The following is a 24,673-nucleotide window of genomic DNA, read 5'->3' on the forward strand; positions in this document are numbered from 1 at the left end:
AGCAATGTTAAGGGTCTACCACTCAAACCGTCTTGATGTGCTGGAAGCACTGATGGAATTTATCGTCGAGCAGCAGCGGCTCGACGATCCCTTTGAACCGGAGATGATTCTTGTTCAAAGCACAGGTATGGCCCAGTGGCTGCAAATGTCCCTGTCACAAAAGTTTGGCATTGCCGCCAATATTGATTTCCCGCTGCCCGCCAGCTTTATCTGGGATATGTTTGTTCGCGTGCTGCCGGACATCCCAAAACAGAGCGCGTTCAACAAACAAAGCATGAGCTGGAAGTTAATGACGCTCCTGCCAGAGATGCTGACGCATGACGAATTCGCCATGCTGCGCCACTACCTGAACGACGATACCGACAAACGAAAACTGTTTCAGCTGGCGTCGCGTACTGCGGATCTCTATGACCAGTATCTGGTCTACCGCCCGGAATGGTTAACGCGCTGGGAAGCGGGCGAGCTGATTGACGGTCTTGACCAGGCGCAAGTCTGGCAGGCACCGCTGTGGAAAGCGCTGGTAGAACATACTGAAAAGCTGGGCCAGCCGCAGTGGCACCGTGCCAACCTTTATGAACGTTTTATCTCGATGCTGGATTCGGCCTCTGTGCCACCAGCCGGACTGCCGTCCCGGGTCTTTATCTGCGGGATCTCCGCCTTACCACCGGTTTACCTGAAAGCGCTTAATGCGCTGGGTAAACACATCGATATTCATATCCTGTTTACCAACCCGTGTCGGCATTACTGGGGGGATATTCAGGATGCCCGTTGGCTGGCCCGCCTCGTTACGCGCCAGCGTCGTCGCCTGTTCGACGAACACGCGGTGCCGCTCTTTAAAGACAGCGAGACGGCGGCGCAGCTCTTTGATGAACAAGGTATCCAGGACTTACCGAATCCGCTGTTGGCCTCCTGGGGAAAACTGGGACGCGACTATATCTATATGCTCTCGGAGCTGACCGCTTCCGGCGAAGGGGATGTCGATGCCTTTGCGGATATCACCCCGGACAGCCTGCTGCATAACGTGCAGCGGGATATTCTGGATCTGGAAAACCGCGCAGTGGCCGGTGTCACCGCCGCCGAGTTTGCCAGTAGCGCCAACAAGCGTCGGCTCGATCCCGACGATCGCAGCGTATCTATCCACCTGTGCCATAGCCCGCAGCGAGAAGTCGAGGTGCTGCATGACAAACTGTTGGCGATGCTGGAGGACGATCCACAGCTAACGCCGCGCGATATCGTGGTCATGGTGGCCGATATTGACACCTATAGCCCCTATATTCAGGCGGTGTTTGGCAGCGCGACGGGCGATCGCTATGTGCCGTTTGCGATATCGGACCGCCGTGCGCGCCAGTCCCACCCGGCCCTGCAGGCGTTTGTCAGCCTGCTTTCCCTGCCGGACAGCCGCTTCGTACCTGAAGATGTACTGGCCTTGCTCGATGTTCCGGTACTGGCGGCCCGTTTTGATATCGACGAGGACGCGCTGCGTTATCTGCGCCAGTGGGTCAACGAGTCGGGCGTACGCTGGGGAATGGATGATGACAACGTGCAGGAGTTTGAACTGCCGGTCACCGGCCAGCATACCTGGCAGTTTGGCCTGACGCGCATGCTGCTCGGCTATGCCATGGAGAGCAGCCAGGGGGAGTGGAATGCCGTTCTGCCGTATGACGAATCCAGCGGCTTAATCGCCGAACTGGTCGGCCATCTGGCTTCGCTGCTGATGCAGCTTAACCGCTGGCGGCGGGAGCTGGTGAAAGCACGTTCGCTCGAGGAGTGGATGCCGGTATGCCGGGAAATGCTCAATGATTTCTTCCTGCCGGATCAGGAAACAGAAGCGGCGATGGCGTTAATCGAGCAACAGTGGCAGGCCATTATTGATGAGGGCATCTCTTCGCACTATGGCGAAGCTATCCCGCTGTCACTGTTACGCGATGAATTAACACTGCGTCTCGACCAGGAGCGTATCAGCCAGCGCTTCCTCGCCGGGCCGGTGAACATCTGCACCCTGATGCCGATGCGCTCCATTCCGTTTAAGGTGGTCTGTCTGCTGGGCATGAACGACGGCGTCTACCCGCGCGCGCTGGCGCCGCTGGGGTTTGATTTAATGAGTCAACAGTCCCAGCGTGGCGACCGTAGCCGCCGCGACGATGACCGCTATCTGTTCCTTGAGGCGCTTATCTCCGCGCAGCAGCAGCTCTATATCAGCTACATCGGCCGCTCCATCCAGGACAACAGTGAACGGTTCCCGTCGGTGCTGGTTCAGGAGCTGGTGGACTACATCGGGCAAAGCCATTACCTGCCGGGCGATGAGAACCTTAATTGCGATGAAAGCGAACAGCGCGTGAAGGCGCATATTACCTGCTGTCACAGCCGTATGCCGTTCGATGCCGTCAACTATGAGAACAACGAACAGCAGAGCTACGCCCGGGAATGGCTGCCCGCGGCGAAGCGGGAAGGGGTGGCCCATGGTGACTTTATCCAGACGCTGGATCCGTTGCCGCTGGATACGGTGGCGTTTGAACAGCTCCAGCGCTTTTGGGCGCACCCGGTGCGGGCCTTTTTCCAGTTGCGGTTGCAGGTTCATTTCCGTTCCGAAGAGAGCGAGATCCCGGATGCGGAGCCGTTTACCCTGGATGGGTTAAGCCGCTACCAGTTAAACCAACAGTTGCTTAACGCGCTGGTGGAACAGGAGGATGCGCAGAAGCTGTTCCGCCGCTATCGCGCGGCAGGCCAACTGCCGTATGGCGCCTTCGGGGAAATCACCTGGGATGCCCAGTGTGAGGAGATGCAGGTCCTTGCCGACCGGGTGATAGAGTGCCGCCAGCCCGGTACAAGCATGGAGATCGATCTCAACTGTAACGGCGTGAATCTGACGGGGTGGCTGCAACATGTGCAGCCAGATGGCTTGCTGCGCTGGCGTCCGTCGATGCTCAGCGTTTCGCAAGGTTTGCAACTTTGGCTGGAACACCTTGTCTATTGTGCAAGCGGTGGCGAAGGCGAGAGCCGGTTGTTTGTACGCAAAGACGGTGAATGGCGCTTCCCGGCGCTGCCTGCTGCACAGGCAATGGAGTATCTGTCGCAGCTGGTTGAAGGTTACCGGCAGGGGATGAATACACCGCTGCTGTTGCTGCCAGAAAGTGGGGGGGCGTGGATTAAAACCTGTTATGACGCCACAAATGATGCGATGTTAACGGATGACGCGACCCTGCAAAAAGCGCGCAGCAAATTTTTGCAGGCCTACGAAGGCAACATGATCGTGCGTGGGGAAGGGGACGACGTCTGGTATCAACGCCTGTGGCGAACCCTTGAGCCAGAGTACTTCCAGACCATTACAGACGAGGCCCGTCGCTACCTGTTGCCGCTGTATAAATTTAATCAGTCCTGACCTTGTATAAAAATTGCGCAGGTTTGGGCATTCATTTATGATGCCCATCTTGTCATGGACTGATGTACACCACAAAGAGATGCTGGCCTGTCCGGCACGAAGCGTGTTAATGATGATGTCCGTGATGAAGAGGTAGTGAATGCCAGGCAGCACCTTGTTGAAAACCTTAGTTTTGTTCGTCGCTCTTTGGGCACCCCTCAGTCAAGCAAATACCGGTTGGCAACCTATTCATGAAACGATCCGCAAAAGCGATAAAGATACCCGCGAATATCAGGCGATCCGCCTTGATAACGGGATGGTCGTGTTGCTGGTTTCCGATCCCCAGGCCGTCAAGTCATTGTCGGCGCTGGTGGTGCCTGTTGGCTCGCTGGAAGATCCTGAATCCCATCCTGGGCTTGCGCACTATCTTGAACATATGACCCTGATGGGTTCAAAAAAGTACCCGCAGCCTGACAGCCTGGCCGAATTTTTAAAAATGCACGGTGGCAGCCATAACGCCAGCACTGCGCCCTACCGTACGGCCTTTTATCTGGAAGTCGAAAACGATGCGCTGGACGGCGCGGTTGATCGCCTTGCGGATGCCATTGCCGCCCCATTGCTGGATAAAAAATATGCCGATCGCGAACGCAACGCCGTTAATGCCGAGCTGACGCTGGCCCGTACCCGGGACGGTATGCGTATGGCGCAGGTCAGCGCCGAAACCATCAACCCCGCGCACCCTGGCTCCCGTTTCTCCGGCGGTAATCTTGAAACCCTGAGCGATAAGCCAGGCAGCCCGGTGCTCGATGCGCTGCACGCGTTCCGCGACAAATACTACTCCGCCAATCTGATGAAAGCGGTGGTGTACAGCAACAAACCTCTGCCGGAGCTGGCGAAACTCGCCGCCGAGACTTACGGCCGCGTACCGAATAAAGACATTACCCGCCCTGAAACCACCGTACCGGTAGTCACCGATGCGCAGAAAGGCTTGATCATTCACTATGTTCCCGCGATGCCGCGAAAGGTGTTGCGCGTTGAATTCCGCATTGATAACAACACGGCGCAGTTTCGCAGCAAAACCGATGAACTGGTTAACTATCTGATAGGCAACCGCAGCCCGGATACCCTGTCCGACTGGCTGCAAAAGCAGGGGCTGGTGGAAGGTATTCGCGCAGATTCTGATCCCATCGTTAACGGCAACAGTGGTGTGCTGGCTATCTCCGCGACCTTAACCGATAAAGGGCTGGCCCATCGTGATGAGGTGGTCGCCGCGATTTTCAGCTACCTGTCGCTGCTGCGTGATAAAGGTGTCGATAAACGCTATTTCGATGAATTGGCGCACGTGCTGGATCTCGACTTCCGTTATCCCTCCATCACCCGCGATATGGACTACGTTGAGTGGCTGGCGGACACCATGATCCGTGTGCCGGTTGAGCATACGCTGGATGCCGTCAATATCGCGGATAAGTATGATGCGGATGCCGTCAAAGCCCGTCTGGCGATGATGACACCGCAGAACGCCCGTATCTGGTATATCAGCCCGGACGAACCGCATAACAAAACGGCCTATTTTGTGAATGCTGAGTACCAGGTGGATAAAATCAGCGAGCAAACTTTTGCTGACTGGCAGAAGAAATCTGCCGCCATCGCGCTCAAGTTGCCGGAAGTAAACCCCTATATCCCGGACGACTTCACGCTGATCAAGCCCGCTAAAGCGTACCCTAAACCGCAGCTGATTGTGGATGAGTCTGACCTGCGTGTGGTCTATACCCCGAGCCGCTATTTCGCCAGCGAGCCAAAAGCCAATGTCAGCATGGTGCTGCGTAATCCTGCGGCGATGGACAGCGCTAAAAACCAGGTAATGTTTGCCCTGAATGATTATCTGGCCGGTATCGCCCTGGATCAGCTCAGCAATCAGGCTGCCGTGGGCGGGATCGGTTTCTCGACCAACGCCAACAACGGCCTGATGCTCAACGCCAACGGTTATACCCAGCGTCTGCCACAGCTGTTTAAGGCATTGCTGGAAGGCTATTTCAGCTACACCGCCACCGAGGAGCAACTGGCGCAGGCCAAATCCTGGTATGCACAAATGATGGACTCCGCTGAGAAGGGCAAAGCGTTCGATCAGGCCATTATGCCAGTGCAAATGCTGTCCCTGGTGCCTTACTTCCAGCGCGAAGATCGGCGGGCGCTGCTGCCGTCAATTACGCTGGACGAGGTGATGGCCTACCGCGCGGCGCTGAAAACCAACGCCAGACCAGAGTTCCTTGTGGTGGGCAATATGAGCGAAGATCAGGCGAAAATGCTGGCACAGGACGTCCGCACCCAGCTGGGGGCTAAGGGCACTGAATGGTGCCGCAACCAGGATGTGCTGGTGGATAAACAGCAGAACGTGATATTCGAGAAACCCGGCAGCAGCACAGACTCTGCGCTGGCGGCGGTCTTTGTCCCGACCGGCTATGACGAATATGCCAGCTCGGCCTACAGCGCCGTGCTCGGACAGATCGTGCAGCCGTGGTTCTATACCCAGTTGCGTACCGAAGAGCAGTTGGGCTATGCCGTGTTTGCCTTCTCGATGAACGTGGGCCGCCAGTGGGGAATGGGCTTCCTGCTGCAAAGCAGTGATAAACAGCCAGATTATCTCTGGCAGCGTTTCCAGGCATTCTTCCCGCAGGCAGAAGCGAAGTTGCGGGCCATGAAGCCAGAAGAGTTTGCTCAGATCCAGCAGGCGGTGATCGCCCAGATTACGCAGCCGCCGCAAACCCTGGCCGAAGAGGCATCAAAGATCAGCAAAGATTTCGATCGGGGTAATATGCGCTTCGATTCGCATGATAAAGTAGTGGCCCAGATAAAACAGCTCACGCCGCAGAAAGTGGCTGACTTCTTCCACCAGGCGGTGGTTGCCCCGCAGGGGATGGCGATCCTGTCCCAGGTCTCGGGTAGTCAGAGTAAAAAAGCCGACGTCACCCCGCCTGCAGGCTGGACAGTCTGGAAGAGCGTGAGCGCATTGCAGCAATCTTTGCCCAGGAGTAAGAACGAATGACCGATACCGCCGAGTCCCTTGATCCCCTACGTTTACCGTTACAGGGGGAGCGACTGATAGAGGCCTCAGCGGGAACCGGAAAAACCTTCACCATTGCGGCACTCTATCTGCGTCTGCTGCTCGGACTGGGCGGCAGCGCAGCCTTCAGCCGCCCGCTCAGCGTAGAAGAGCTTTTGGTGGTGACCTTCACCGAAGCCGCAACGGAAGAACTACGCGGCCGTATCCGCGCTAACATTCACGAATTGCGGATTGCCTGCCTCAGACAGAGCACAGATAACCCGCTATATGCCAGCCTGCTGGACGAGATCGAAGATACCCAGCAGGCGGCGCAGTGGCTGCTGCTGGCGGAACGCCAGATGGACGAGGCCGCCGTGTTCACCATCCACGGCTTCTGTCAGCGGATGCTCAGCCTGAACGCCTTTGAATCCGGCATGCTCTTTGAGCAACAACTGATCGAAGATGAATCCCTGTTGCGCTACCAGGCGTGCGCCGATTTCTGGCGTCGTCACTGCTACCCCTTGCCACGTGATATTGCCGAAGCGGTTCATGGTTTATGGAAAGGGCCGGAAGAGTTACTCCGCTCCATCGATCGTTATCTGCAGGGCGAGGCCCCGGTCATTAAATCCCCTCCGCCTGCGGACGAAACGCTGGCCTCCCGCCATGAGAAGATCGTCGGCTTAATTGCCACCATGAAGCAGCAGTGGTCCAGCAGCGTGGCGGAAATCGACGCGGTTATTGAACGTTCGGGTATCGACCGGCGCAAGTTCAACCGCGGCAACCAGGCAAAATACATCGAGCGTGTGACGGCCTGGGCTCAGGAGGAGAAGCACAGCTATCAACTGCCTGACGCGCTGGAAAAGTTCTCGCAAACGTTTCTTGCGGAGCGGACAAAAGCGGGCGGCGAAGTGCCGCAGCACCCTCTGTTTGCCGCCATCGACACTCTGCTGGCTGAGCCGCTGACCCTGAACGATCTGATGATCACTCGTGCGCTGGCAGAGATCCGCGCCGCAGTGGCGCGGGAAAAGCGCCGTCGTGGCGAGCTGGGCTTTGACGATATGCTCAGTCGTCTCGATGAGGCCCTGAACAGTGACAATGGTGATGCGCTGGCTGCGGCTATTCGTGGCCGTTTCCCGGTGGCGATGATCGATGAATTTCAGGATACCGACCCCCAGCAGTACCGGATTTTCCGCCGGATCTGGCGTCAGCAGCCAGACACTGCCCTGCTACTGATTGGTGACCCGAAACAGGCGATCTATGCGTTCCGTGGGGCAGATATCTTTACCTATATGAAAGCGCGTGGCGAAGTCGCTGCGCACTATACGCTGGATACCAACTGGCGCTCAGCGCCCGGAATGGTAGAAAGCGTGAATACCCTCTTTTCACAAATGAACGACGCCTTCATGTTCCGTGAAATCCCGTTCCTGCCGGTCAAATCGGCCCCTAAAAATGCCGGGCTGCGCTTTGAGCTGCGAGGTGATTTTCAGCCAGCGATGAACGTCTGGCTGATGGAGGGCGAGGGATGTGGCGTCGGAGATTATCAGGCCTTTATGGCCCAGCACTGCGCGGCACAAATCCGCGACTGGCTGAGTGCGGGTGTTCGCGGTGAAGCCATCCTGCATCGGGGTGACGAGGCTCGTCCGGTTAGAGCCTCGGACATCACGGTGCTGGTGCGCAGTCGTCAGGAAGCGGCGCTGGTTCGCGATGCGCTGACGCTGCTGACCATCCCTTCGGTCTATCTTTCCAACCGCGACAGCGTGTTTGAAACGCTCGAAGCCCAGGAGATGCTCTGGCTGCTGCAGGCGGTGCTGGCACCCGAGCGTGAAAGCATCCTGCGCAGCGCGCTGGCAAGTTCCATGCTCGGGCTTACCGCTCGCGACATCGACATGCTGAATAACAGTGAAACCCTCTGGGATGAGGCGGTAGAAGAGTTTACCCACTACCGCGAACGCTGGCAGAAGCGGGGCGTGATGGCGATGCTGCGCGACATCATGACGCAGCGCAATATTGCGGAAAATATGCTGGCCACCGCCGGCGGCGAACGCCGTCTGACCGATATTTTGCACATCAGCGAGTTGCTCCAGGAGGCGGGAACGCAGCTGGAGAGCGAGCACGCCCTGGTGCGTTGGCTGGCGCAGCATATCGCCGAACCCAACAGCAATGCCTCCAGCCAGCAGATGCGCCTCGAAAGCGATAAACATCTGGTAAAAATTGTCACCATTCACAAATCGAAAGGACTGGAATACCCGCTGGTCTGGCTGCCCTTTATTGCCAACTATCGGGTGCAGGATCAGGCCTTTTACCACGATCGCAAAACCTTTGAAGCCGTGCTCGATCTCAGCAAGGCGGAGGACAGCGTTGAGCTGGCCGAAGCCGAGCGGCTGGCGGAAGATTTGCGCCTGCTATATGTGGCATTAACCCGCTCGGTCTGGCATTGCAGTCTGGGCGTCGCGCCGCTGTTTCGTCGTCGTGGCGACAAGTCTGGTGACAGCGATTTCCACCTCAGTGCGCTGGGTCGCCTGATCCAGCGCGGTGAGCCGAAAGATGCCGCCGGGCTGCGCCAGTGCCTGGAAACCCTGTGCACTGGCCCTCTTGCGCTGCAGATTGCCGGGGTGGCCGATACCGCCCGCTGGAACATGCCGGAGTCAACAATGCCGGATCTGCAGGCGCGGCAGGTGGCTCGCGTACTGTTCGATGACTGGCGAGTGACCAGTTATTCCGGGCTGCAACAGCGCGGGCACAGTATCGCCCAGGATTTGATGCCGCGGCTCGACATCGATGCCGCAGGCACTGGCCAAGTCGTACAAGAGCCGGAGCTGACGCCACATCAGTTCCCGCGCGGTGCCTCGCCGGGCACCTTTTTACACGGCCTGTTTGAAGCGCTCGATTTTACCCAACCCGTCTCGCCGGAGTGGGTACTGGAGATGTTGCAGAAAGGCGGCTATGACGCCCGCTGGCAGCCGGTGTTAACCCAGTGGATCACCCAGGTTCTGCAGACACCGCTCAATGAAGAAGGGGTCTCGCTGAGCCAGCTATCAGCCACCGATAAACAGGTTGAGATGGAGTTTTACCTGCCGGTTGCCGGGCCGCTTACCGCCGATGCGCTGGATGCATTGATCCGCGAGTACGATCCGCTGTCACGCGACTGCCCGCCGCTCGATTTCCGCCAGGTGCGCGGTATGCTGAAAGGCTTTATCGACCTGGTGTTTCGCCATAATGGCCGTTACTACCTGCTGGACTATAAGTCCAACTGGCTGGGCGAAAATGGCGAGGCCTATACCCCGGAGGCGATGGCGCGCGCGATGCAGTCCCACCGCTACGATCTGCAATATCAGCTCTACACGCTGGCGCTACACCGTTATCTGCGCCACCGTATCGCTGATTATGACTATCAGCGGCATTTCGGCGGTGTGATCTACCTGTTTTTACGCGGAGTGGACGGCAGCTCGCCGGGGGCCGGTTGCTTTACCACCCGCCCGGATGAAATGTTAATAAATCAAATGGATAGCTTGTTTTCTGCAAGCCGAGAGGAGCTTGTGTCATGACGATGCAGGAATTATTGCTGGAGGCCGTAGAACAGCGCGTGTTGCGTCGTCTGGATGTGCAGTTTGCGATGATGGTGGCGGGGAATGATGAACCCTCCGTGATGCTGGCGACAGCCATCTTGAGCCGGGATACCGGCGAGGGGCATGTCTGCCTGCCGCTGTCACGCCTGCAGGCGGAGGCGAAAACCGCCGCCCTGCAGGCCTGTTTTGCCCTGCATGATGAAACGCTGGACTGGCCCACAACGCTGATGCGTTCCCGGGCTGTGAGCGCAGGGGACGAGCCAACGCCGCTGGTGCTGACAGGGGACCGGCTCTACCTCAACCGCATGTGGCGCTATGAGCGGGCTGTGGCCAGTTTCTTTAGCGAAGCCAACCAGCCGTTGCCTCATGACAGTGCTGACGTTCAGCGTACCCTGAACGCGCTGTTCACCTCTGACGAAGCCGTTAACTGGCAAAAGGTGGCGGCGGCCGTGGCGTTAACGCGGCGTATCTCGGTAATTTCCGGCGGACCGGGCACCGGTAAAACCACCACCGTCGCCCGCCTGCTGGCGGCGCTGATCCAGATGGCGGGAGAGGAGAAGTGCCGTATCCGGCTGGCCGCCCCAACCGGTAAAGCCGCCGCGCGCCTCACCGAGTCTCTGGGCGGTGCGCTGCAACAGCTCCCGCTGTCCGACCTCCAGCGTAAGCGTTTCCCGACCGAAGCGAGTACCCTGCACCGTTTGCTTGGTGCTCAGCCGGGCAGCCAGCGTCTGCGCTACCATGCCGGGAATCCGTTACATCTGGATGTGCTGGTGGTGGATGAGGCCTCGATGATCGACCTGACCATGATGTCTCGTCTGATTGACGCCTTGCCGCCTCATGCCAGGGTCATCTTCCTCGGCGATCGCGATCAGCTGGCCTCTGTCGAAGCGGGTGCGGTGCTGGGCGATATTTGTACCTGGGCCAGCGCCGGTTTTACCGTGCAGCGTGCCCAGGAGCTGGCCGGGATGACAGGATGCCAGATGGAAGGCAACATCAGTCCGGTCGCGGGCGCGCTGCGTGACAGCCTTTGCCTGCTGCAAAAAAGCTACCGATTTGGCAGCGACTCCGGCATCGGGCAGCTGGCGGCCGCGGTCAACCGCGGCGATCGTCACGCTATTCGCTCAGTATTTGACGGCACGTTCAGTGATATCGAGAAAAAGCAGCTCCAGAGCGGGGAAGAGTATCTGGTGATGCTGGAGGATGCCCTGCAGGGTTATCACCATTTCCTTGACCGGGTGCAACATCAGGCCTCCGAAGAAGAAATTCTGGCGGCATTTGGCAGCTACCAGCTGCTGTGCGCCTTACGTGACGGGCCTTTTGGCGTGGCCGGACTCAACGAAAGGCTGGAGCACGTGCTGGTGCAAAAACGCCGCATCAGCCGTCAGCCACATTCACGCTGGTATGAAGGACGCCCGGTGATGATCTCGCGTAACGACAGTGCGCTGGGGTTGTTTAACGGTGATATCGGCATTGCGCTGGATCGGGGGCAGGGGCTGCGCGTCTGGTTCCAGATGCCGGATGGCAGCCTGAAGTCCGTCCAGCCGAGCCGCCTGCCGGAGCATGAAACCGCATGGGCGATGACGGTGCATAAATCCCAGGGTTCTGAGTTCGATCATGCGGCGCTGATTTTGCCTACTCAGATGTCCCCGGTGGTCACCCGCGAGCTGGTCTATACCGCCATTACCCGCGCACGGCGGCGGCTATCACTGTATGCGGATGACGGTGTGCTGGTGCAGGCGGTTACCACCCGAACGGAGCGACGCAGCGGTCTGAGTGCGATTTTCGAAGCCTTGTAAGACTGTGAAAAGCCGGGCGGCGCTTGTGCTCGCCCGGCCTGGGATCCTGCCTCTTATCCCAAATCCGCCATCAACACCTTCGAACGACGCTGATAGTTGTACATCTCTTTCTTGGTTTCCGGCAGGGAATCAATGTCCACCGGCGTGAAGCCGCGCTCCTGGAACCAGTGAATGCTGCGGGTAGTCAGCACAAACAGCTTACTCAACCCCAGTTGCCGCGCCTGGAGTGCGATACGCTCCAGCAACACTTCGCCGCGCGACGAACTGCGGTAGTCAGGGTGTACCGCCACGCAAGCCATCTCGCCAATCTTCTCTTCCGGGAAGGGGTAGAGCGCCGCACAGGCGATGGTGAGGTTGTCGCGCTGAATAATGGTGAACTTGTCGATCTCCATCTCCAGCTGTTCGCGGGAGCGACGCACCAGGATCCCCTGCTGCTCCAGCGGGCGAATCAGTTCCAGAATGCCGCCAATGTCGTTGATCGTGGCGCGGCGGATCTGTTCGGCGCTCTCCATCACGATCTGCGTTCCGATCCCGTCGCGGGAGAACAACTCCTGCAGAAGGGCGCCATCTTCCTGATAGCTGATCAGGTGGCTGCGGCGCACGCCGCTGCGGCAGGCTTTGATGGCGCCGCGCAGGAAACGCACGGTACCGGAGTAGTAGTCGCCTTGCTCCTCAAGCGCTTCGACCCGCGCCTGGGCTTCGTTCGGGAACAGCTCGGAGACGATATTCCCCAGCTCGTTAGTGACACCCTGCGAGGAGCAGAAGCCGATCATTTTTTCTGCTTTCAGCTTGATCGCCAGCTGAGTGGCAATCTCTTCTGAGGTGAGGTTGAAGCTTTCGCCGGTCACCGAGACGGCAACCGGGCCGGTCAGCACAATCGCGCCGCCGTCGAGCTGGCGGTGGATAGCCTCTTCATCGATACGACGGATACGACCGCTGTGGCAATAATCCACCCCGTCGTCCACCCCCAGCGGCTGGGCGATAATGAAATTGCCACTCACCACGTTAATGTGTGCCCCCTGCAGCGGGGTATTGTTGAGACTCATCGACAGCCGCGCGGTAATGTCCAGCTGCAGCTGGCCAGCAGCCTGCTTAACCAGTTCCAGCGTTTTGGCGTCGGTGACGCGGGTGTGTTTATGGTAAATCGGCTCATGGTGATGTGCGGCCAGATTGGCTTCGATCTGCGGGCGAGCGCCATAAACGACGACAAGGCGAATTCCAAGGCTGTGCAGCAGGCCGATGTCATTGACAATGCTGGAGAAGTTCTCATGCTCAATGGCTTCGCCACCCAGCATAATGACGAACGTCTTCCCCCGGTGGGTGTTGATATAGGGAACAGAATGGCGGAATCCCTGGACCAGTTCGATTCTACGTTCCTTCACCACGGCACAACCCCTCAATGAATGTTTATTCGTAATTTTTGTATTTTTATTCGAATATGCACCTGCGTGCAAGCCAAACTTTTCTGCGAAGCAAATAAAATCTTCAGTGAAGTAATCGTTAACGCATGATTGTTTACCCTTTTAGGGATGACAGTTTATGCATCATTCGTTAAAGTTTTCGGTCAATTTGGACGTTATGAGAAGTTATTCGATATCTTTGCTCGGGAGAAGCATGTCGGGATCCAGTAAAGCATTAAGTCGTCGCCGCCTGCTACAAGGGGCCGGGGCAATGTGGTTGCTTAGCGTAAGTCAGGTAGGGCTTGCCGCCGTCAGTCAGGTCGTCGCGGTGCGTGTCTGGCCGTCTTCAACCTATACACGCGTGACGGTAGAGTCCAACCGGATATTGAAATATAAGCAATTCGCCCTGAGTAACCCGGAGAGGGTGGTGGTGGATATCGAAGGAGTGAACCTCAATTCTGTCCTCAAAGGGATGAGCGCCCAGATCCGGGGCGACGATCCCTACATCAAATCAGCGCGGGTCGGGCAGTTTGATCCGAACACCGTGCGCATGGTCTTTGAACTGAAGCAGAACGTTAAGCCGCAGCTGTTTGCCCTGGCGCCCGTGGCGGGTTTTAAAGAGCGTCTGGTGATGGATCTCTATCCTGCCAACGCGACGGATATTCAGGATCCTTTGTTGGCGCTGTTGGAAGATTACAACAAAGGCGATCTTGAAAAGCAGGTTCCGCCTGCGCAAAGTGGTCCGCAGCCGGGCAAAGCCGGACGGGATCGTCCGATTGTGATCATGCTCGATCCGGGTCATGGCGGGGAAGACTCCGGCGCGGTGGGCAAATACCGCACCCGGGAAAAAGACGTGGTGCTACAGATCGCCCGTCGCCTGAAGGCGTTGATCGACAGAGAAGGCAACATGCGCGCCTATATGACGCGCAACGAAGATGTCTTTATTCCGCTAAAAGTGCGCGTGGCGAAAGCGCAAAAGCAGCGCGCGGATCTGTTCATCTCTATTCATGCGGATGCTTTTACCAGCCGCCAGCCCAGCGGGTCATCGGTATTTGCGCTATCAACCAAAGGGGCAACCAGTACGGCGGCAAAACTGCTGGCAGATTCGCAAAACGCCTCTGACCTTATCGGTGGCGTCAGCAAGAGCGGCGATCGCTATGTCGACCACACGCTGTTTGATATGGTGCAGTCGCTGACCATCACCGACAGCCTGAAGTTCGGTAAAGCCGTGCTGGGTAGACTGGGTAGGGTTAATAAACTGCACAAAAACAGCGTCGAGCAGGCCGGGTTTGCGGTACTAAAAGCGCCGGATATCCCGTCGATACTGGTCGAAACCGCCTTTATCAGTAACGTGGAAGAGGAGCGCAAGCTCAAGACGGCCGCCTTCCAGCAGGAAGTGGCGGAGTCGATACTGGCGGGGATTAAAGCTTATTTCTCGGATGGGGCGACACTCGCCAGACGAGGCTAATCAGCCAGGCCGGGTTGACGCCCGGCAAAATGACAAACTTCAGATACAAAAAAACACCCGGAAGGGTGTTTATTGTTTTTAGAAGTGTTGGTTGCGGGGGCCGGATTTGAACCGACGACCTTCGGGTTATGAGCCCGACGAGCTACCAGGCTGCTCCACCCCGCGTCCGTCTTTTCGCTTCGTATTTCAAACCACATCTGCGTTGGCTTTCCTCGTTCACCTCAGTCACTTACTTGAGTAAGTTCCTAAGGATTCACTGCGTCGCCGCCTTGCTGTGTTTCGAACTACTTCGCAAAAATTTCTACTATTGTAGAATCTTACTTCTTTAAATTTGATTGGTTGCGGGGGCCGGATTTGAACCGACGACCTTCGGGTTATGAGCCCGACGAGCTACCAGGCTGCTCCACCCCGCGTCCGTCTTTTCGCTTCGTATTTCAAACCACATCTGCGTTGGCTTTCCTCGTTCACCTCAGTCACTTACTTGAGTAAGTTTCTAAGGATTCACTGCGTCGCCGCCTTGCTGTGTTTCGAACTACTTCGCAAAAATTTCTACTGTCGTAGAAGATACTTCATCAAATTTTAATTGGTTGCGGGGGCCGGATTTGAACCGACGACCTTCGGGTTATGAGCCCGACGAGCTACCAGGCTGCTCCACCCCGCGTCCGTGGAAGCGCACTATACTCTGCTGACTTTTTGTTGCAACCCTTTTTCGTAAAAATCACCAAATTAGGTGTTGATTGTACGCTCTGGCGACAATTTGACTGTTTTTTATGCAAAATTTGCGTAAGGGGCGGTAATCGCATTTCATTACCTCTGCCGGTTTGTTATCTTCATTGCGCAGAATCGGGCAACTTAAAGACGGGATATAATGAAAGGACGTTGGGCGAAGTATCTGATGACGGGCGCGATGGTAGCCATTCTGGCTGCCTGCTCCTCCAAACCGACCGACCGCGGTCAGCAATATAAAGACGGGAAACTGACCCAGCCTTTCTCTTTAGTGAATCAGCCGGATGCCGTGGGCGCGCCCATTAACGGCGGTGACTTCGCAGAACAGGTAAGCCAAATCCGTACCGCATCGCCGCGGCTGTATGGTTCGCAGAATGCCGTGTATAACGCTGTACAGGACTGGCTACGCGCCGGGGGCGATACGCGCACCATGCGCCAGTACGGTATTGATGCCTGGCAGATGGAAGGCACCGATAACTACGGTAACGTCCAGTTTACTGGCTACTACACCCCGGTAGTGCAGGCGCGCCATACCGCCCAGGGTGAGTTCAAATACCCGATTTACCGCATGCCGCCAAAACGTGGCCGCCTGCCGTCCCGCGCCGAGATCTATTCCGGGGCGTTAAGCGACAACTACATCCTGGCCTACAGCAACTCGCTGATGGATAACTTCATCATGGATGTGCAGGGCAGCGGCTATATTGATTTTGGCGACGGCAGCCCGCTTAACTTCTTCAGCTACTCCGGCAAGAACGGCCATGCTTACCGCAGCATCGGCAAGGTGCTGATCGATCGTGGGGAAGTGAAACGCGAAGATATGTCGATGCAGGCGATCCGCGAGTGGGGCGAGAAGCACAGTGAATACGAAGTGCGTGAACTGCTTGAGCAAAACCCTTCATTTGTATTCTTTAAACCGCAAAACTTTGCTCCGGTGAAAGGGGCGAGCGCGGTCCCGCTGATTGGCCGTGCATCGGTGGCCTCTGACAAGACAGTGATCCCGCCGGGTACGACGCTGTTAGCAGAAGTGCCGACGCTGGATAACAACGGTAAATTCTCCGGCCAGTATGAACTGCGTCTGATGGTCGCGCTGGATGTGGGTGGGGCCATCAAAGGCCAGCACTTCGACATCTATCAGGGGATCGGGCCTGATGCCGGTCACCGCGCAGGCTGGTATAACCACTACGGGCGCGTATGGGTTCTGAAAAGCGCAGCAGGCGCGGGCAACGTGTTTAGCGGCTGAGTGTGGTAATATTGACGCCATGTTTTCCGGGGTGAGGGGTAACTCTCACCCTTTTTACATCTGAGGTCTTATGTCTGTGGTAATGAGCGAAGCCTGGCGCCAGCGTTTTGGTGGCACCGCGCGTTTATATGGTGAAAAAGCCCTGCAACTGTTTGCCGATGCGCATGTCTGCGTGGTCGGGATTGGCGGCGTTGGCTCATGGGCGGCGGAAGCGCTGGCACGAACCGGGATCGGCGCCATTACGCTTATCGACATGGATGATGTCTGCGTTACCAACACCAACCGGCAGATCCACGCCCTTCGCGACAGCGTCGGGCTGGCAAAATCCGAGGTGATGGCGGATCGCATTCGCCAGATAAACCCGGAGTGCCGCGTCACGGTGATTGATGATTTTGTGACGGCCGATAACGTCGCCCAGTACATGGGGGCGGGTTACAGCTACGTCATTGACGCCATCGACAGCGTGCGCCCGAAAGCGGCGCTGATCGCCTGGTGTCGTCGCAATAAAGTGCCGCTGGTCACTACCGGCGGAGCGGGCGGGCAGATCGACCCGACGCAGATTCAGGTCACCGATCTGGCGAAAACTATCCAGGATCCTCTGGCGGCCAAGTTGCGCGAACGTCTGAAAAGCGATTTTGGGGTAGTGAAGAACAGCAAAGGGAAGCTGGGCATAGACTGCGTCTTCTCAACGGAAGCCCTGGTCTATCCGCAGGCAGACGGTTCGGTGTGTGCCATGAAGAGCTCCGCCGAAGGGCCAAAACGAATGGACTGTGCCTCCGGGTTTGGCGCGGCCACCATGGTGACCGCGACCTTTGGTTTTATCGCCGTGTCTCACGCCCTGAAAAAGATGATGGCGAAGGCGGAACGTCAGGCCTGACGCGCCGCCTCCAGCACCGCCTCGCTCAGCGCATTCAGCCCCTGGCTGCGCGAGGCGCTCAGTTGTCCGCGTAAACCCAGTTCATCAAACAGCGCCAGCGGGCTTTCGCCAAGGATCTGCGCAGCGCTTTTTCCCTCTATTGCCGTCAGCAGCACGGCCAGTAAGCCACGCACAATGCGGCCTTCGCTGTCGCCATAAAAGTGCAGCTTCTCTCCAACGGGCGTTACCCCAAGCCAGACGCGGTTCTCACAGCCGGGGATCTCTTTTGCCTGTGCTTTTAGCTCATCGGACAGCGCAGGCAGCTGTTTGCCCAGCAGGATCAGCTGGCGATATTTGTCTTCCCACTGGCTCAGCGGGGCGAAGGTCTGTTTTAACGTCTCTTCCGTGATAACGGTGCCGAACGGGTGTCCGGCGAGGATTGGGCTTGTCATTCATCCACCAGTAAAGCAAGGGCGCGATCGACGGCGGAAACCAATGCCTCGACATCGCTTTGGGTGTTATAGGGAGCAAACGAGACGCGCAGCGTGCCGTTGACACCAAGCGCTGCCAGCAGCGGCTGGGCGCAATGCTGTCCGGCACGCAGGGCAATGCCATATCCCGCCAGCAGGGTCACCATGTCGCTGTGATGCACCCCGGCAAAATCGAATGCCAGCAGGCTTGAGTCCTGGACGCGGAAAGAGCGAAAACCGGGGCGCTTTTTCAGCGCTTCTTCTGCCAGCGTCGCCAGCCCGCGGCTCCAGCTCTCGGCCTGCTGCAGATCGATATCCGCCAGCCACTCCAGCGCTGCGCTCAGGCCAATCACCCCGGCGACGTTTGGCGTCCCGGCTTCCAGGCGATACGGCACCGCCTGGGTTTTAAAGCCGTCGAAGGTCACTTCGGTGATCATCTTGCCGCCGCCGAGCCACGGCGTCATTTGCTCCAGCAACTCCGCTTTGCCGTACAGCGCGCCGATGCCGGTTGGGCCATACAGTTTATGCCCGGAGAAGGCATAGAAATCGATGTCCAGCTGCTGCACGTCTGCCGGGAAGTGCACGACGCCCTGTGCGCCATCGACCATCACCACCATGCCGCTGGCATGGGCAAGCTGGATGGCGCGGGCCAGATCCGGGCAGCCGCCGGTGACGTTGGACATCTGCCCCAGGGCAAGAATGCGGCTGCGCGGGGTGATCAATTCGGGGAGGCGGGTAACATCGGCTAAGAAATCTGCGCCCAGGGGTAATTTCACCACCCGCGCACCGGTCTGTTCAGCCACCATCAACCATGGAACCAGATTGGCATGATGTTCTGCCTCGCTGACGATAATCTCATCGCCCGGTTGCAGGCGTGGTCGGGCATAACACTGCGCTACCATGTTGATGGCTTCGGTGGTGCCCCGCGTCCAGACAATGTTTTTACCGCTTTCGGCATTAAGAAGTTGTGCGACCTGATCGCGGGCCGCTTCATAGCGCGCGGTTAAGCGTTGCGCCTCGGCAAACTGGCTGCGATGCACATTGCCTGCGCTCAGGCTGTAAAATTGGTGCGTGGCATCGATCACCGCTTGTGGCTTGAGGGCTGTCGCAGCGCTATCAAGATAGACACCGGCATCGGCCAGCGCCGGGAACTGTGCGCGGAAATGGGCAGGGCTGAATGCGTTCATTGAATTCCTCTTCATCGTGAATAGATCGTCGCGCAAATTCAGTGGAAGGGCAAGAAGGTTGATCTCTATCGGATTTGTCTGTTTATCCTGGCGTAACAGACGAAGCAGGTTATGCTGAAATAGAGTCAGGAGAATGTTTTAGCCTGTTATGAAACATGCTTTTAATAGCATTAATTGCTAAAGGAGATAAAGATGAAAAAGACTATCGCAATTGCCTCTGCTTGTATGCTTACTTTTGCCCTGAGCGCCTGTTCCGGTAACAACTACGTGATGCATACCAATGATGGCCGTTCAATCGTGTCGGAAGGTAAGCCACAAACCGATAATGATACCGGCATGATCTCGTATAAGGACGCAAACGGGAACAAACAGCAAATCAACCGTAGTGATGTGAAAGAGATGGTTGAGCTGGATCACTAACAGAATTGCAGACAAAAAAAAGCACCGCAATTGGGCGGTGCTACATTAATCACTATGGACAGACAGGGTAAATGTACAGGAAGTGAAAAATTGGTAGCGTAGCTACCGAGGTCTGAATCGCAGACCAATTGCAAACACAACAACACAACATCACAACCGTAAGCCAAAAGCCCTTCAGAACACGCATTCCAAAAAAAGCTTTTCGTTCCGGCTCAGGAAGTGCCGCCACTATAGGTATTTGCTGGTAGTTCCTCAACGGACAATTTATAATGGCTCAGATAAAAAAAACTAATAGGTTAAACGTTGTTTCCTGTTTGTTAAAAGCCGTTAACATCTAAGCCAGATAACCATGTCCAAGCGATTACCACCACTGAATGCATTACGTGTATTTGATGCAGCCGCCCGCCATTTAAGTTTCACGCGCGCGGCCGATGAGCTTTTTGTGACGCAAGCCGCAGTAAGTCATCAAATCAAGTCTCTTGAGGATTTTCTGGGCCTCAAGCTGTTCCGCCGCCGCAATCGTTCCCTGCTTTTGACCGAAGAGGGGCAGAGCTATTTTCAGGATATTAAAGAGATCTTTTCCCAACTGACGGAGGCTACCCGTAAGTTGCAGGCGCGCAGTGCTAAAGGCGCACTAACAGTAAGCTTATTGCCCAGTTTTGCCATTCAGTGGCTGGTGCCGAGGCTCTCAAGCTTTAACTCAGCTTATCCGGGAATCGACGTCCGAATCCAGGCCGTCGACCGTCAGGAAGACAAGTTGGCAGACGACGTTGACGTGGCGATTTTCTATGGTCGCGGCAACTGGCCAGGCCTGCGTGTCGAAAAATTGTACGCAGAATATTTGCTGCCGGTCTGCTCGCCTCTACTCTTAACAGGCGAAAAAGCGTTAAAAGCACCCGCCAATCTGGCGCAGCACACGCTTTTACATGATGCTTCTCGCCGCGACTGGCAAACTTATACCCGCCAGCTCGGTCTAAACCATATAAACGTGCAGCAAGGCCCCATCTTTAGCCACAGTGCGATGGTGTTACAGGCTGCCATTCACGGACAGGGCGTGGCGTTGGCAAACAACGTCATGGCGCAGTCCGAAATTGAGGCCGGCCGCCTGGTCTGCCCCTTTAATGATGTTCTGGTCAGCAAGAACGCTTTTTATCTGGTTTGTCATGACAGTCAGGCAGAACTGGGTAAAATAGCCGCGTTTCGCCAGTGGATCCTGGCAAAGGCGGCCAATGAGCAAGAAAAATTCCGCTTTCGGTACGAGTAACACTTTCTTTTGCGCGCAGGACGCGCATAACTTCAGGACAGAAACATGACCAGCCGTTTTATGCTGATTTTTGCCGCGGTGAGTGGCTTTATTTTTGTTGCCCTGGGCGCTTTTGGCGCACATGTCTTACGCAAATCATTGGGTGTGGTGGAGATGGACTGGATCCACACCGGTCTGGAATATCAGGCGTTTCATACCCTGGCGATCTTCGGGTTAGCCGTGGCGATGCAGCGCCGTATCAGTATCTGGTTTTACTGGAGCAGCGTATTTATGGCGCTGGGTACCGTGCTTTTCAGCGGTAGCCTGTACTGCCTTGCGCTGTCGCATTTACGCCTGTGGGCGTTTGTTACCCCGGTCGGCGGCGTCAGCTTCCTGGTCGGGTGGGTTTTAATGTTAATCGGTTCGTTCCGTCTGAAACGCAAGGGCGTTGTTCATGAATAAAGTTGTCTTATATTGTCGCCCGGGCTTTGAAAAAGAGTGTGCCGCGGAGATCACTGATAAAGCCGCGAAGCGCGAAGTGTTTGGTTTTGCCCGCGTGAAAGAGAATTCGGGCTATGTCGTTTTTGAATGCTACCAGGCAGATGATGCAGAAAAACTGGTTCGCGACTTGCCGTTCACCTCGCTGATTTTTGCCCGCCAGATGTTTGTCGCGGGTGAGCTTCTGAAAGACCTTCCACCTGAAGATCGCATTACGCCAATTGTTGGCATGTTGCAGGGCGTTGTGGAGAAGGGTGGCGATCTGCGCGTTGAAGTTGCAGATACCAACGAAAGCAAAGAGCTGATGAAGTTTTGCCGTAAGTTCACCGTGCCGCTGCGCGCGGCATTGCGTGACGCGGGCGTATTGACCAACTACGAGACACCAAAACGTCCGGTAGTGCATATCTTTTTTATCGCCCCTGGCTGCTGTTATACCGGTTATTCGTACACCACCAATAACTCACCGTTCTTTATGGGCATCCCACGTCTGCGTTTCCCGGCGGATGCACCCAGCCGTTCTACGCTGAAGCTTGAAGAGGCGTTTCACGTCTTTATTCCTGCTGATGAGTGGGACGAACGCCTGGCAAACGGTATGTATGCGGTCGATCTCGGTGCCTGTCCGGGCGGCTGGACCTATCAACTGGTGAAACGCAACATGTGGGTTTCCTCCGTCGATAACGGCCCGATGGCGCAAAGCCTGATGGATACCGGGCAGGTCACCTGGCTGCGTGAAGATGGTTTCCGCTATCGTCCAGCCCGCAACAACATCTCGTGGATGGTGTGCGATATGGTAGAAAAACCGGCCAAAGTGGCGGCCCTGATGGCCTCCTGGTTAGTGAACGGCTGGTGTCGTGAGACCATTTTTAACCTCAAGCTGCCAATGAAAAAGCGCTATGAGGAAGTTTCGCAGAATCTGGCCTACATTCAGGAGCAGATGGATGAGCACGGTATTAACGTGGTTATTCAGGCGCGCCAGCTTTACCACGATCGCGAAGAAGTCACCGTGCATATCCGCCGCTGGTGGGCTGCCGTCGGTGGGCGTCGCGACGAGAGGTAGTACCGGTTCCCTTACACCACACCTCTCCCATCTGGAGGGGGGATCGTGACTCCATGCCCGGTAAGCGTAGCGCCACCGGGCATGAACTCAAACGCGATCTAATCTGAGCTGCTGCAAATTCCCGTCCAGCTGTAAATCCGTCTGCAACCGCGCCACATCCCGGCAGATAAATGCCATCTCTTTATGCACTTCCAGCTTTTTGCGCCACTTCTCCGGCACCTCATTCAGGTGGGCGTAAATTCCTTCCAGATCCTGAAAATCGGTGAGTAGCTGGGCCGCGCTTTTCGGGCCAATGCCTGCCACACCCGGCACCTTTGAGCTGCTGATCCCCGCCAGCCCCCAGTAGTCCGGTAGCTGCTGCGGCGAGACGCCAAACTCACCGGCAATGAAAGGGGCATCGAGCCAGCGTTTCTGGAAATAATCGCGGATGCGAATGGTAGGGGAAAGCAACTGACAGTAACCCTTGTCCGTCGAGACAATGGTGGCCTGATGCCCGGCGCTGGCCACTTTTACCGCCAGCGTGGCGGCCAGATCGTCGGCTTCGTTGCCCTGGGCACCCCAGCAGGGAACCCCGCGCTGCTCAAAGGCGGCGCGGATGGTGGGCATTTCGGCGTGCAGATCGTCCGGCATAGGTGCGCGTCCGGCTTTGTAATCCGGCAGACGCTGATGTCGCCAGCCGCTGTTACGCGCTTCATCGTCAAACACGGCGACCACGTGGCTGGGCTGACTGTGGCGAATAAGCTGCTCCAGCGCATGCAGGCAAGTATCCTTGCAGGGCGTACCCTGAACCGCGTGGATGCGCCGGATAAGGTTCAGCGCGTCGACAATAAGCAAATGAACGGCCACAGATTTTCTCCCTTCTGTTCAGTCAAATAAGGGTAACACTGTCGGCAGGGGGAAACTACGTGTGGCGGGGCATTCGGGAAGGAGCCTCGCAAAACAAGGCTCCTTTTTAGGCTTAATCGCAGGTGACGATCTTCATCGCCAGACCACCGCGGGAGGTTTCGCGGTATTTGGCGTTCATGTCTTTCCCGGTTTCATACATGGTTTCGATCACTTTATCGAGGCAGACACGCGGTTCACTGGTACGGCGCAGCGCCATACGCGCGGCGTTGACCGCTTTCACAGAAGCAATCGCGTTACGCTCGATACACGGCACCTGCACCTGGCCGGCCACCGGATCGCAGGTCAGACCGAGGTTATGCTCCATCCCGATCTCTGCTGCAATGCAGACCTGTGCCGGGCTTCCGCCCAACAGCTCGGCAAGACCCGCAGCCGCCATAGAGCAGGCTACGCCCACTTCACCCTGGCAGCCCACTTCCGCGCCGGAGATGGAGGCATTCATCTTGTACAGCGAGCCAATGGCGCTGGTCACCAGCAGATAGCGAGCCAGTGAGTTAGCATTCACTTCACGGATGAACTTGTCGTAATAGGCCAGCACCGCCGGAACAATACCGCACGCACCGTTAGTCGGCGCAGTGACCACGCGGCCACCCGCGGCGTTCTCTTCGTTCACTGCCAGCGCGAACATGTTGATCCAGTCCACAACCGCCATCGGATCGCTGGTGGTTTTATCACTGCTGACCAGCATACGGCGCAGGGCTGCAGCACGACGTGGAACGCGCAGTTTGCCTGGCAGAACGCCCTCGGTGGTGATACCGCGTTCAATACCGCCGCGCATGACCTCCCAGACGCTGGCAAAGTGCTGTTCCAGCTCTTCTTTGCTGTGCAACGCCAGTTCGTTTTGCATCATCAGGCCGGAGAGTGACAGACCGCTTTCCTGGCAATGGCGCTGGAGATCGGCCGCCGATTTATACGGATAAGGCACTGCCACAGGCGCGTCGTCGCTCTGTCCAAAATGATCTTCGTCGACGATGAAACCGCCGCCGATGGAGTAATAGGTTTGGCTGTAAATTACCTTATCGCCTGCCAGTGCGGTGATGCGCATGCCGTTTTCGTGCAGCGACAGGTTGTCGGCATGGAAATTCATGCAGCGATCAACCGGGAACTCAACTTCGTGTTCACCTTTCGCCAGCATCAACCGGCTATGGGTATTAACGTCCTGGATAAACCCAGGGATGGCGTCAATATCGACGCTATCCGGCAGGTTACCCGCCAGACCCATAATAATGGCGATATCGGTATGGTGACCTTTGCCGGTCAGCGACAGGGAGCCGTAAACATCCACCACCACACGGGTCGTGTCGTGCAGCATACCGCGCGCAATAAGATCGTCCGTAAACTGTTTACCAGCTTTCATTGGCCCGACGGTGTGCGAGCTGGAAGGGCCAATACCAATTTTGAAAATATCGAAAACGCTAATCATGATGCGTCCGTTGTTTTACGTA

At 56.8% G+C, this 24,673-nt stretch carries 16 protein-coding genes and 3 tRNA genes; 11 read left to right on the forward strand and 8 right to left on the reverse strand.

The genetic code is table 11. The annotated features are described in order from the left end of the window. Positions 1-4: 4 nt before the first annotated feature. The 4 genes from recC (at position 5) to recD (ending at position 11,760) form a co-directional block, all read left to right on the forward strand. The gene (recC, locus tag C3F35_RS16240; protein ID WP_103792581.1) at positions 5-3,379 is read left to right on the forward strand and encodes an exodeoxyribonuclease V subunit gamma; all 3,375 of its coding nucleotides are present in this window, start codon (positions 5-7) and stop codon (positions 3,377-3,379) included. A gap of 139 nt (positions 3,380-3,518) precedes the next feature. Continuing rightward, positions 3,519-6,401 (forward strand): pitrilysin, encoded by a 2,883-nt coding sequence (ptrA, locus tag C3F35_RS16245; RefSeq protein ID WP_103792580.1) that lies wholly within the window; start codon positions 3,519-3,521, stop codon positions 6,399-6,401. After that, positions 6,398-9,943 (forward strand): exodeoxyribonuclease V subunit beta, encoded by a 3,546-nt coding sequence (gene recB, locus C3F35_RS16250; RefSeq protein WP_103792579.1) that lies wholly within the window; start codon positions 6,398-6,400, stop codon positions 9,941-9,943. The genes ptrA and recB overlap by 4 nt, the downstream gene beginning before the upstream one ends. Next, positions 9,940-11,760 (forward strand): exodeoxyribonuclease V subunit alpha, encoded by a 1,821-nt coding sequence (gene recD / locus C3F35_RS16255; protein ID WP_059307274.1) that lies wholly within the window; start codon positions 9,940-9,942, stop codon positions 11,758-11,760. The genes recB and recD overlap by 4 nt, the downstream gene beginning before the upstream one ends. Before the next feature lie 53 nt (positions 11,761-11,813). On the opposite strand, the gene argA is transcribed toward recD, so the two are convergent. After that, positions 11,814-13,145 (reverse strand): amino-acid N-acetyltransferase, encoded by a 1,332-nt coding sequence (gene argA, locus C3F35_RS16260; protein WP_059307275.1) that lies wholly within the window; start codon positions 13,143-13,145, stop codon positions 11,814-11,816. 229 nt (positions 13,146-13,374) lie between these two features. Here argA and amiC point away from each other — a divergent pair, with 229 nt between their 5' ends. Further along, positions 13,375-14,628 carry an N-acetylmuramoyl-L-alanine amidase AmiC gene (gene amiC, locus C3F35_RS16265; RefSeq protein WP_032613732.1) on the forward strand — a complete coding sequence of 418 codons (1,254 nt, stop codon included), beginning with the start codon at positions 13,375-13,377 and terminating at the stop codon, positions 14,626-14,628. Positions 14,629-14,716: 88 nt separating this feature from the next. Here the strand turns inward: amiC and C3F35_RS16270 are convergent. The 3 genes from C3F35_RS16270 to C3F35_RS16290 form a co-directional block, all read right to left on the reverse strand. Then, positions 14,717-14,793 (reverse strand) — tRNA-Met (locus C3F35_RS16270). A 171-nt stretch (positions 14,794-14,964) separates the two neighbouring features. Further along, positions 14,965-15,041 (reverse strand) — tRNA-Met (locus C3F35_RS16280). 171 nt (positions 15,042-15,212) lie between these two features. Continuing rightward, positions 15,213-15,289: transfer RNA gene (locus C3F35_RS16290), tRNA-Met, on the reverse strand. Positions 15,290-15,496: 207 nt separating this feature from the next. Here C3F35_RS16290 and mltA point away from each other — a divergent pair. Together mltA and tcdA are read left to right on the forward strand one after the other, a co-directional pair. Next, positions 15,497-16,594, forward strand: coding sequence for a murein transglycosylase A (mltA, locus tag C3F35_RS16295; protein ID WP_032613730.1), 1,098 nt, complete (start codon positions 15,497-15,499; stop codon positions 16,592-16,594). Between the two features lie 70 nt (positions 16,595-16,664). Then, complete coding sequence (gene tcdA / locus C3F35_RS16300; protein ID WP_032613728.1) at positions 16,665-17,471, forward strand: tRNA cyclic N6-threonylcarbamoyladenosine(37) synthase TcdA; 807 nt, start codon at positions 16,665-16,667, stop codon at positions 17,469-17,471. Here tcdA and csdE read toward each other — a convergent pair. Both csdE and csdA read right to left on the reverse strand, forming a co-directional pair. Then, a complete protein-coding gene (gene csdE / locus C3F35_RS16305) occupies positions 17,462-17,902 on the reverse strand; it encodes a cysteine desulfurase sulfur acceptor subunit CsdE (protein ID WP_103792576.1) in 441 nt (146 codons plus the stop codon). The two genes, tcdA and csdE, sit on opposite strands and share 10 nt — an antisense overlap. Beyond that, positions 17,899-19,107 carry a cysteine desulfurase CsdA gene (csdA, locus tag C3F35_RS16310; RefSeq protein WP_103792575.1) on the reverse strand — a complete coding sequence of 403 codons (1,209 nt, stop codon included), beginning with the start codon at positions 19,105-19,107 and terminating at the stop codon, positions 17,899-17,901. The genes csdE and csdA overlap by 4 nt, the downstream gene beginning before the upstream one ends. Positions 19,108-19,299: 192 nt before the next feature. Here csdA and C3F35_RS16315 point away from each other — a divergent pair, with 192 nt between their 5' ends. From C3F35_RS16315 to rlmM, 4 genes are all read left to right on the forward strand, one after another. Next, a complete protein-coding gene (locus tag C3F35_RS16315) occupies positions 19,300-19,527 on the forward strand; it encodes a YgdI/YgdR family lipoprotein (protein WP_032613722.1) in 228 nt (75 codons plus the stop codon). 349 nt (positions 19,528-19,876) lie between these two features. Continuing rightward, entirely contained in the window at positions 19,877-20,791 is a 915-nt protein-coding gene (gene gcvA / locus C3F35_RS16320) for a glycine cleavage system transcriptional regulator GcvA (protein WP_032613720.1), read from the forward strand. A gap of 45 nt (positions 20,792-20,836) precedes the next feature. After that, positions 20,837-21,232, forward strand: coding sequence for a DUF423 domain-containing protein (locus C3F35_RS16325; RefSeq protein WP_032613718.1), 396 nt, complete (start codon positions 20,837-20,839; stop codon positions 21,230-21,232). Further along, a complete protein-coding gene (gene rlmM / locus C3F35_RS16330) occupies positions 21,225-22,325 on the forward strand; it encodes a 23S rRNA (cytidine(2498)-2'-O)-methyltransferase RlmM (protein WP_103792574.1) in 1,101 nt (366 codons plus the stop codon). The genes C3F35_RS16325 and rlmM overlap by 8 nt, the downstream gene beginning before the upstream one ends. Positions 22,326-22,412: 87 nt before the next feature. Here the strand turns inward: rlmM and xni are convergent, their stop codons facing one another. Together xni and C3F35_RS16340 are read right to left on the reverse strand one after the other, a co-directional pair. Continuing rightward, on the reverse strand, positions 22,413-23,171 hold the full coding sequence (gene xni / locus C3F35_RS16335) for a flap endonuclease Xni (RefSeq protein ID WP_059307279.1): 759 nt from the start codon (positions 23,169-23,171) through the stop codon (positions 22,413-22,415). 112 nt (positions 23,172-23,283) lie between these two features. After that, complete coding sequence (locus C3F35_RS16340; RefSeq protein ID WP_032613712.1) at positions 23,284-24,651, reverse strand: L-serine ammonia-lyase; 1,368 nt, start codon at positions 24,649-24,651, stop codon at positions 23,284-23,286. Positions 24,652-24,673 lie beyond the last annotated feature (22 nt).

The organism is Leclercia sp. LSNIH3, assembly GCF_002935105.1.
GTDB classification, from domain to species: domain Bacteria; phylum Pseudomonadota; class Gammaproteobacteria; order Enterobacterales; family Enterobacteriaceae; genus Enterobacter; species Enterobacter adecarboxylatus.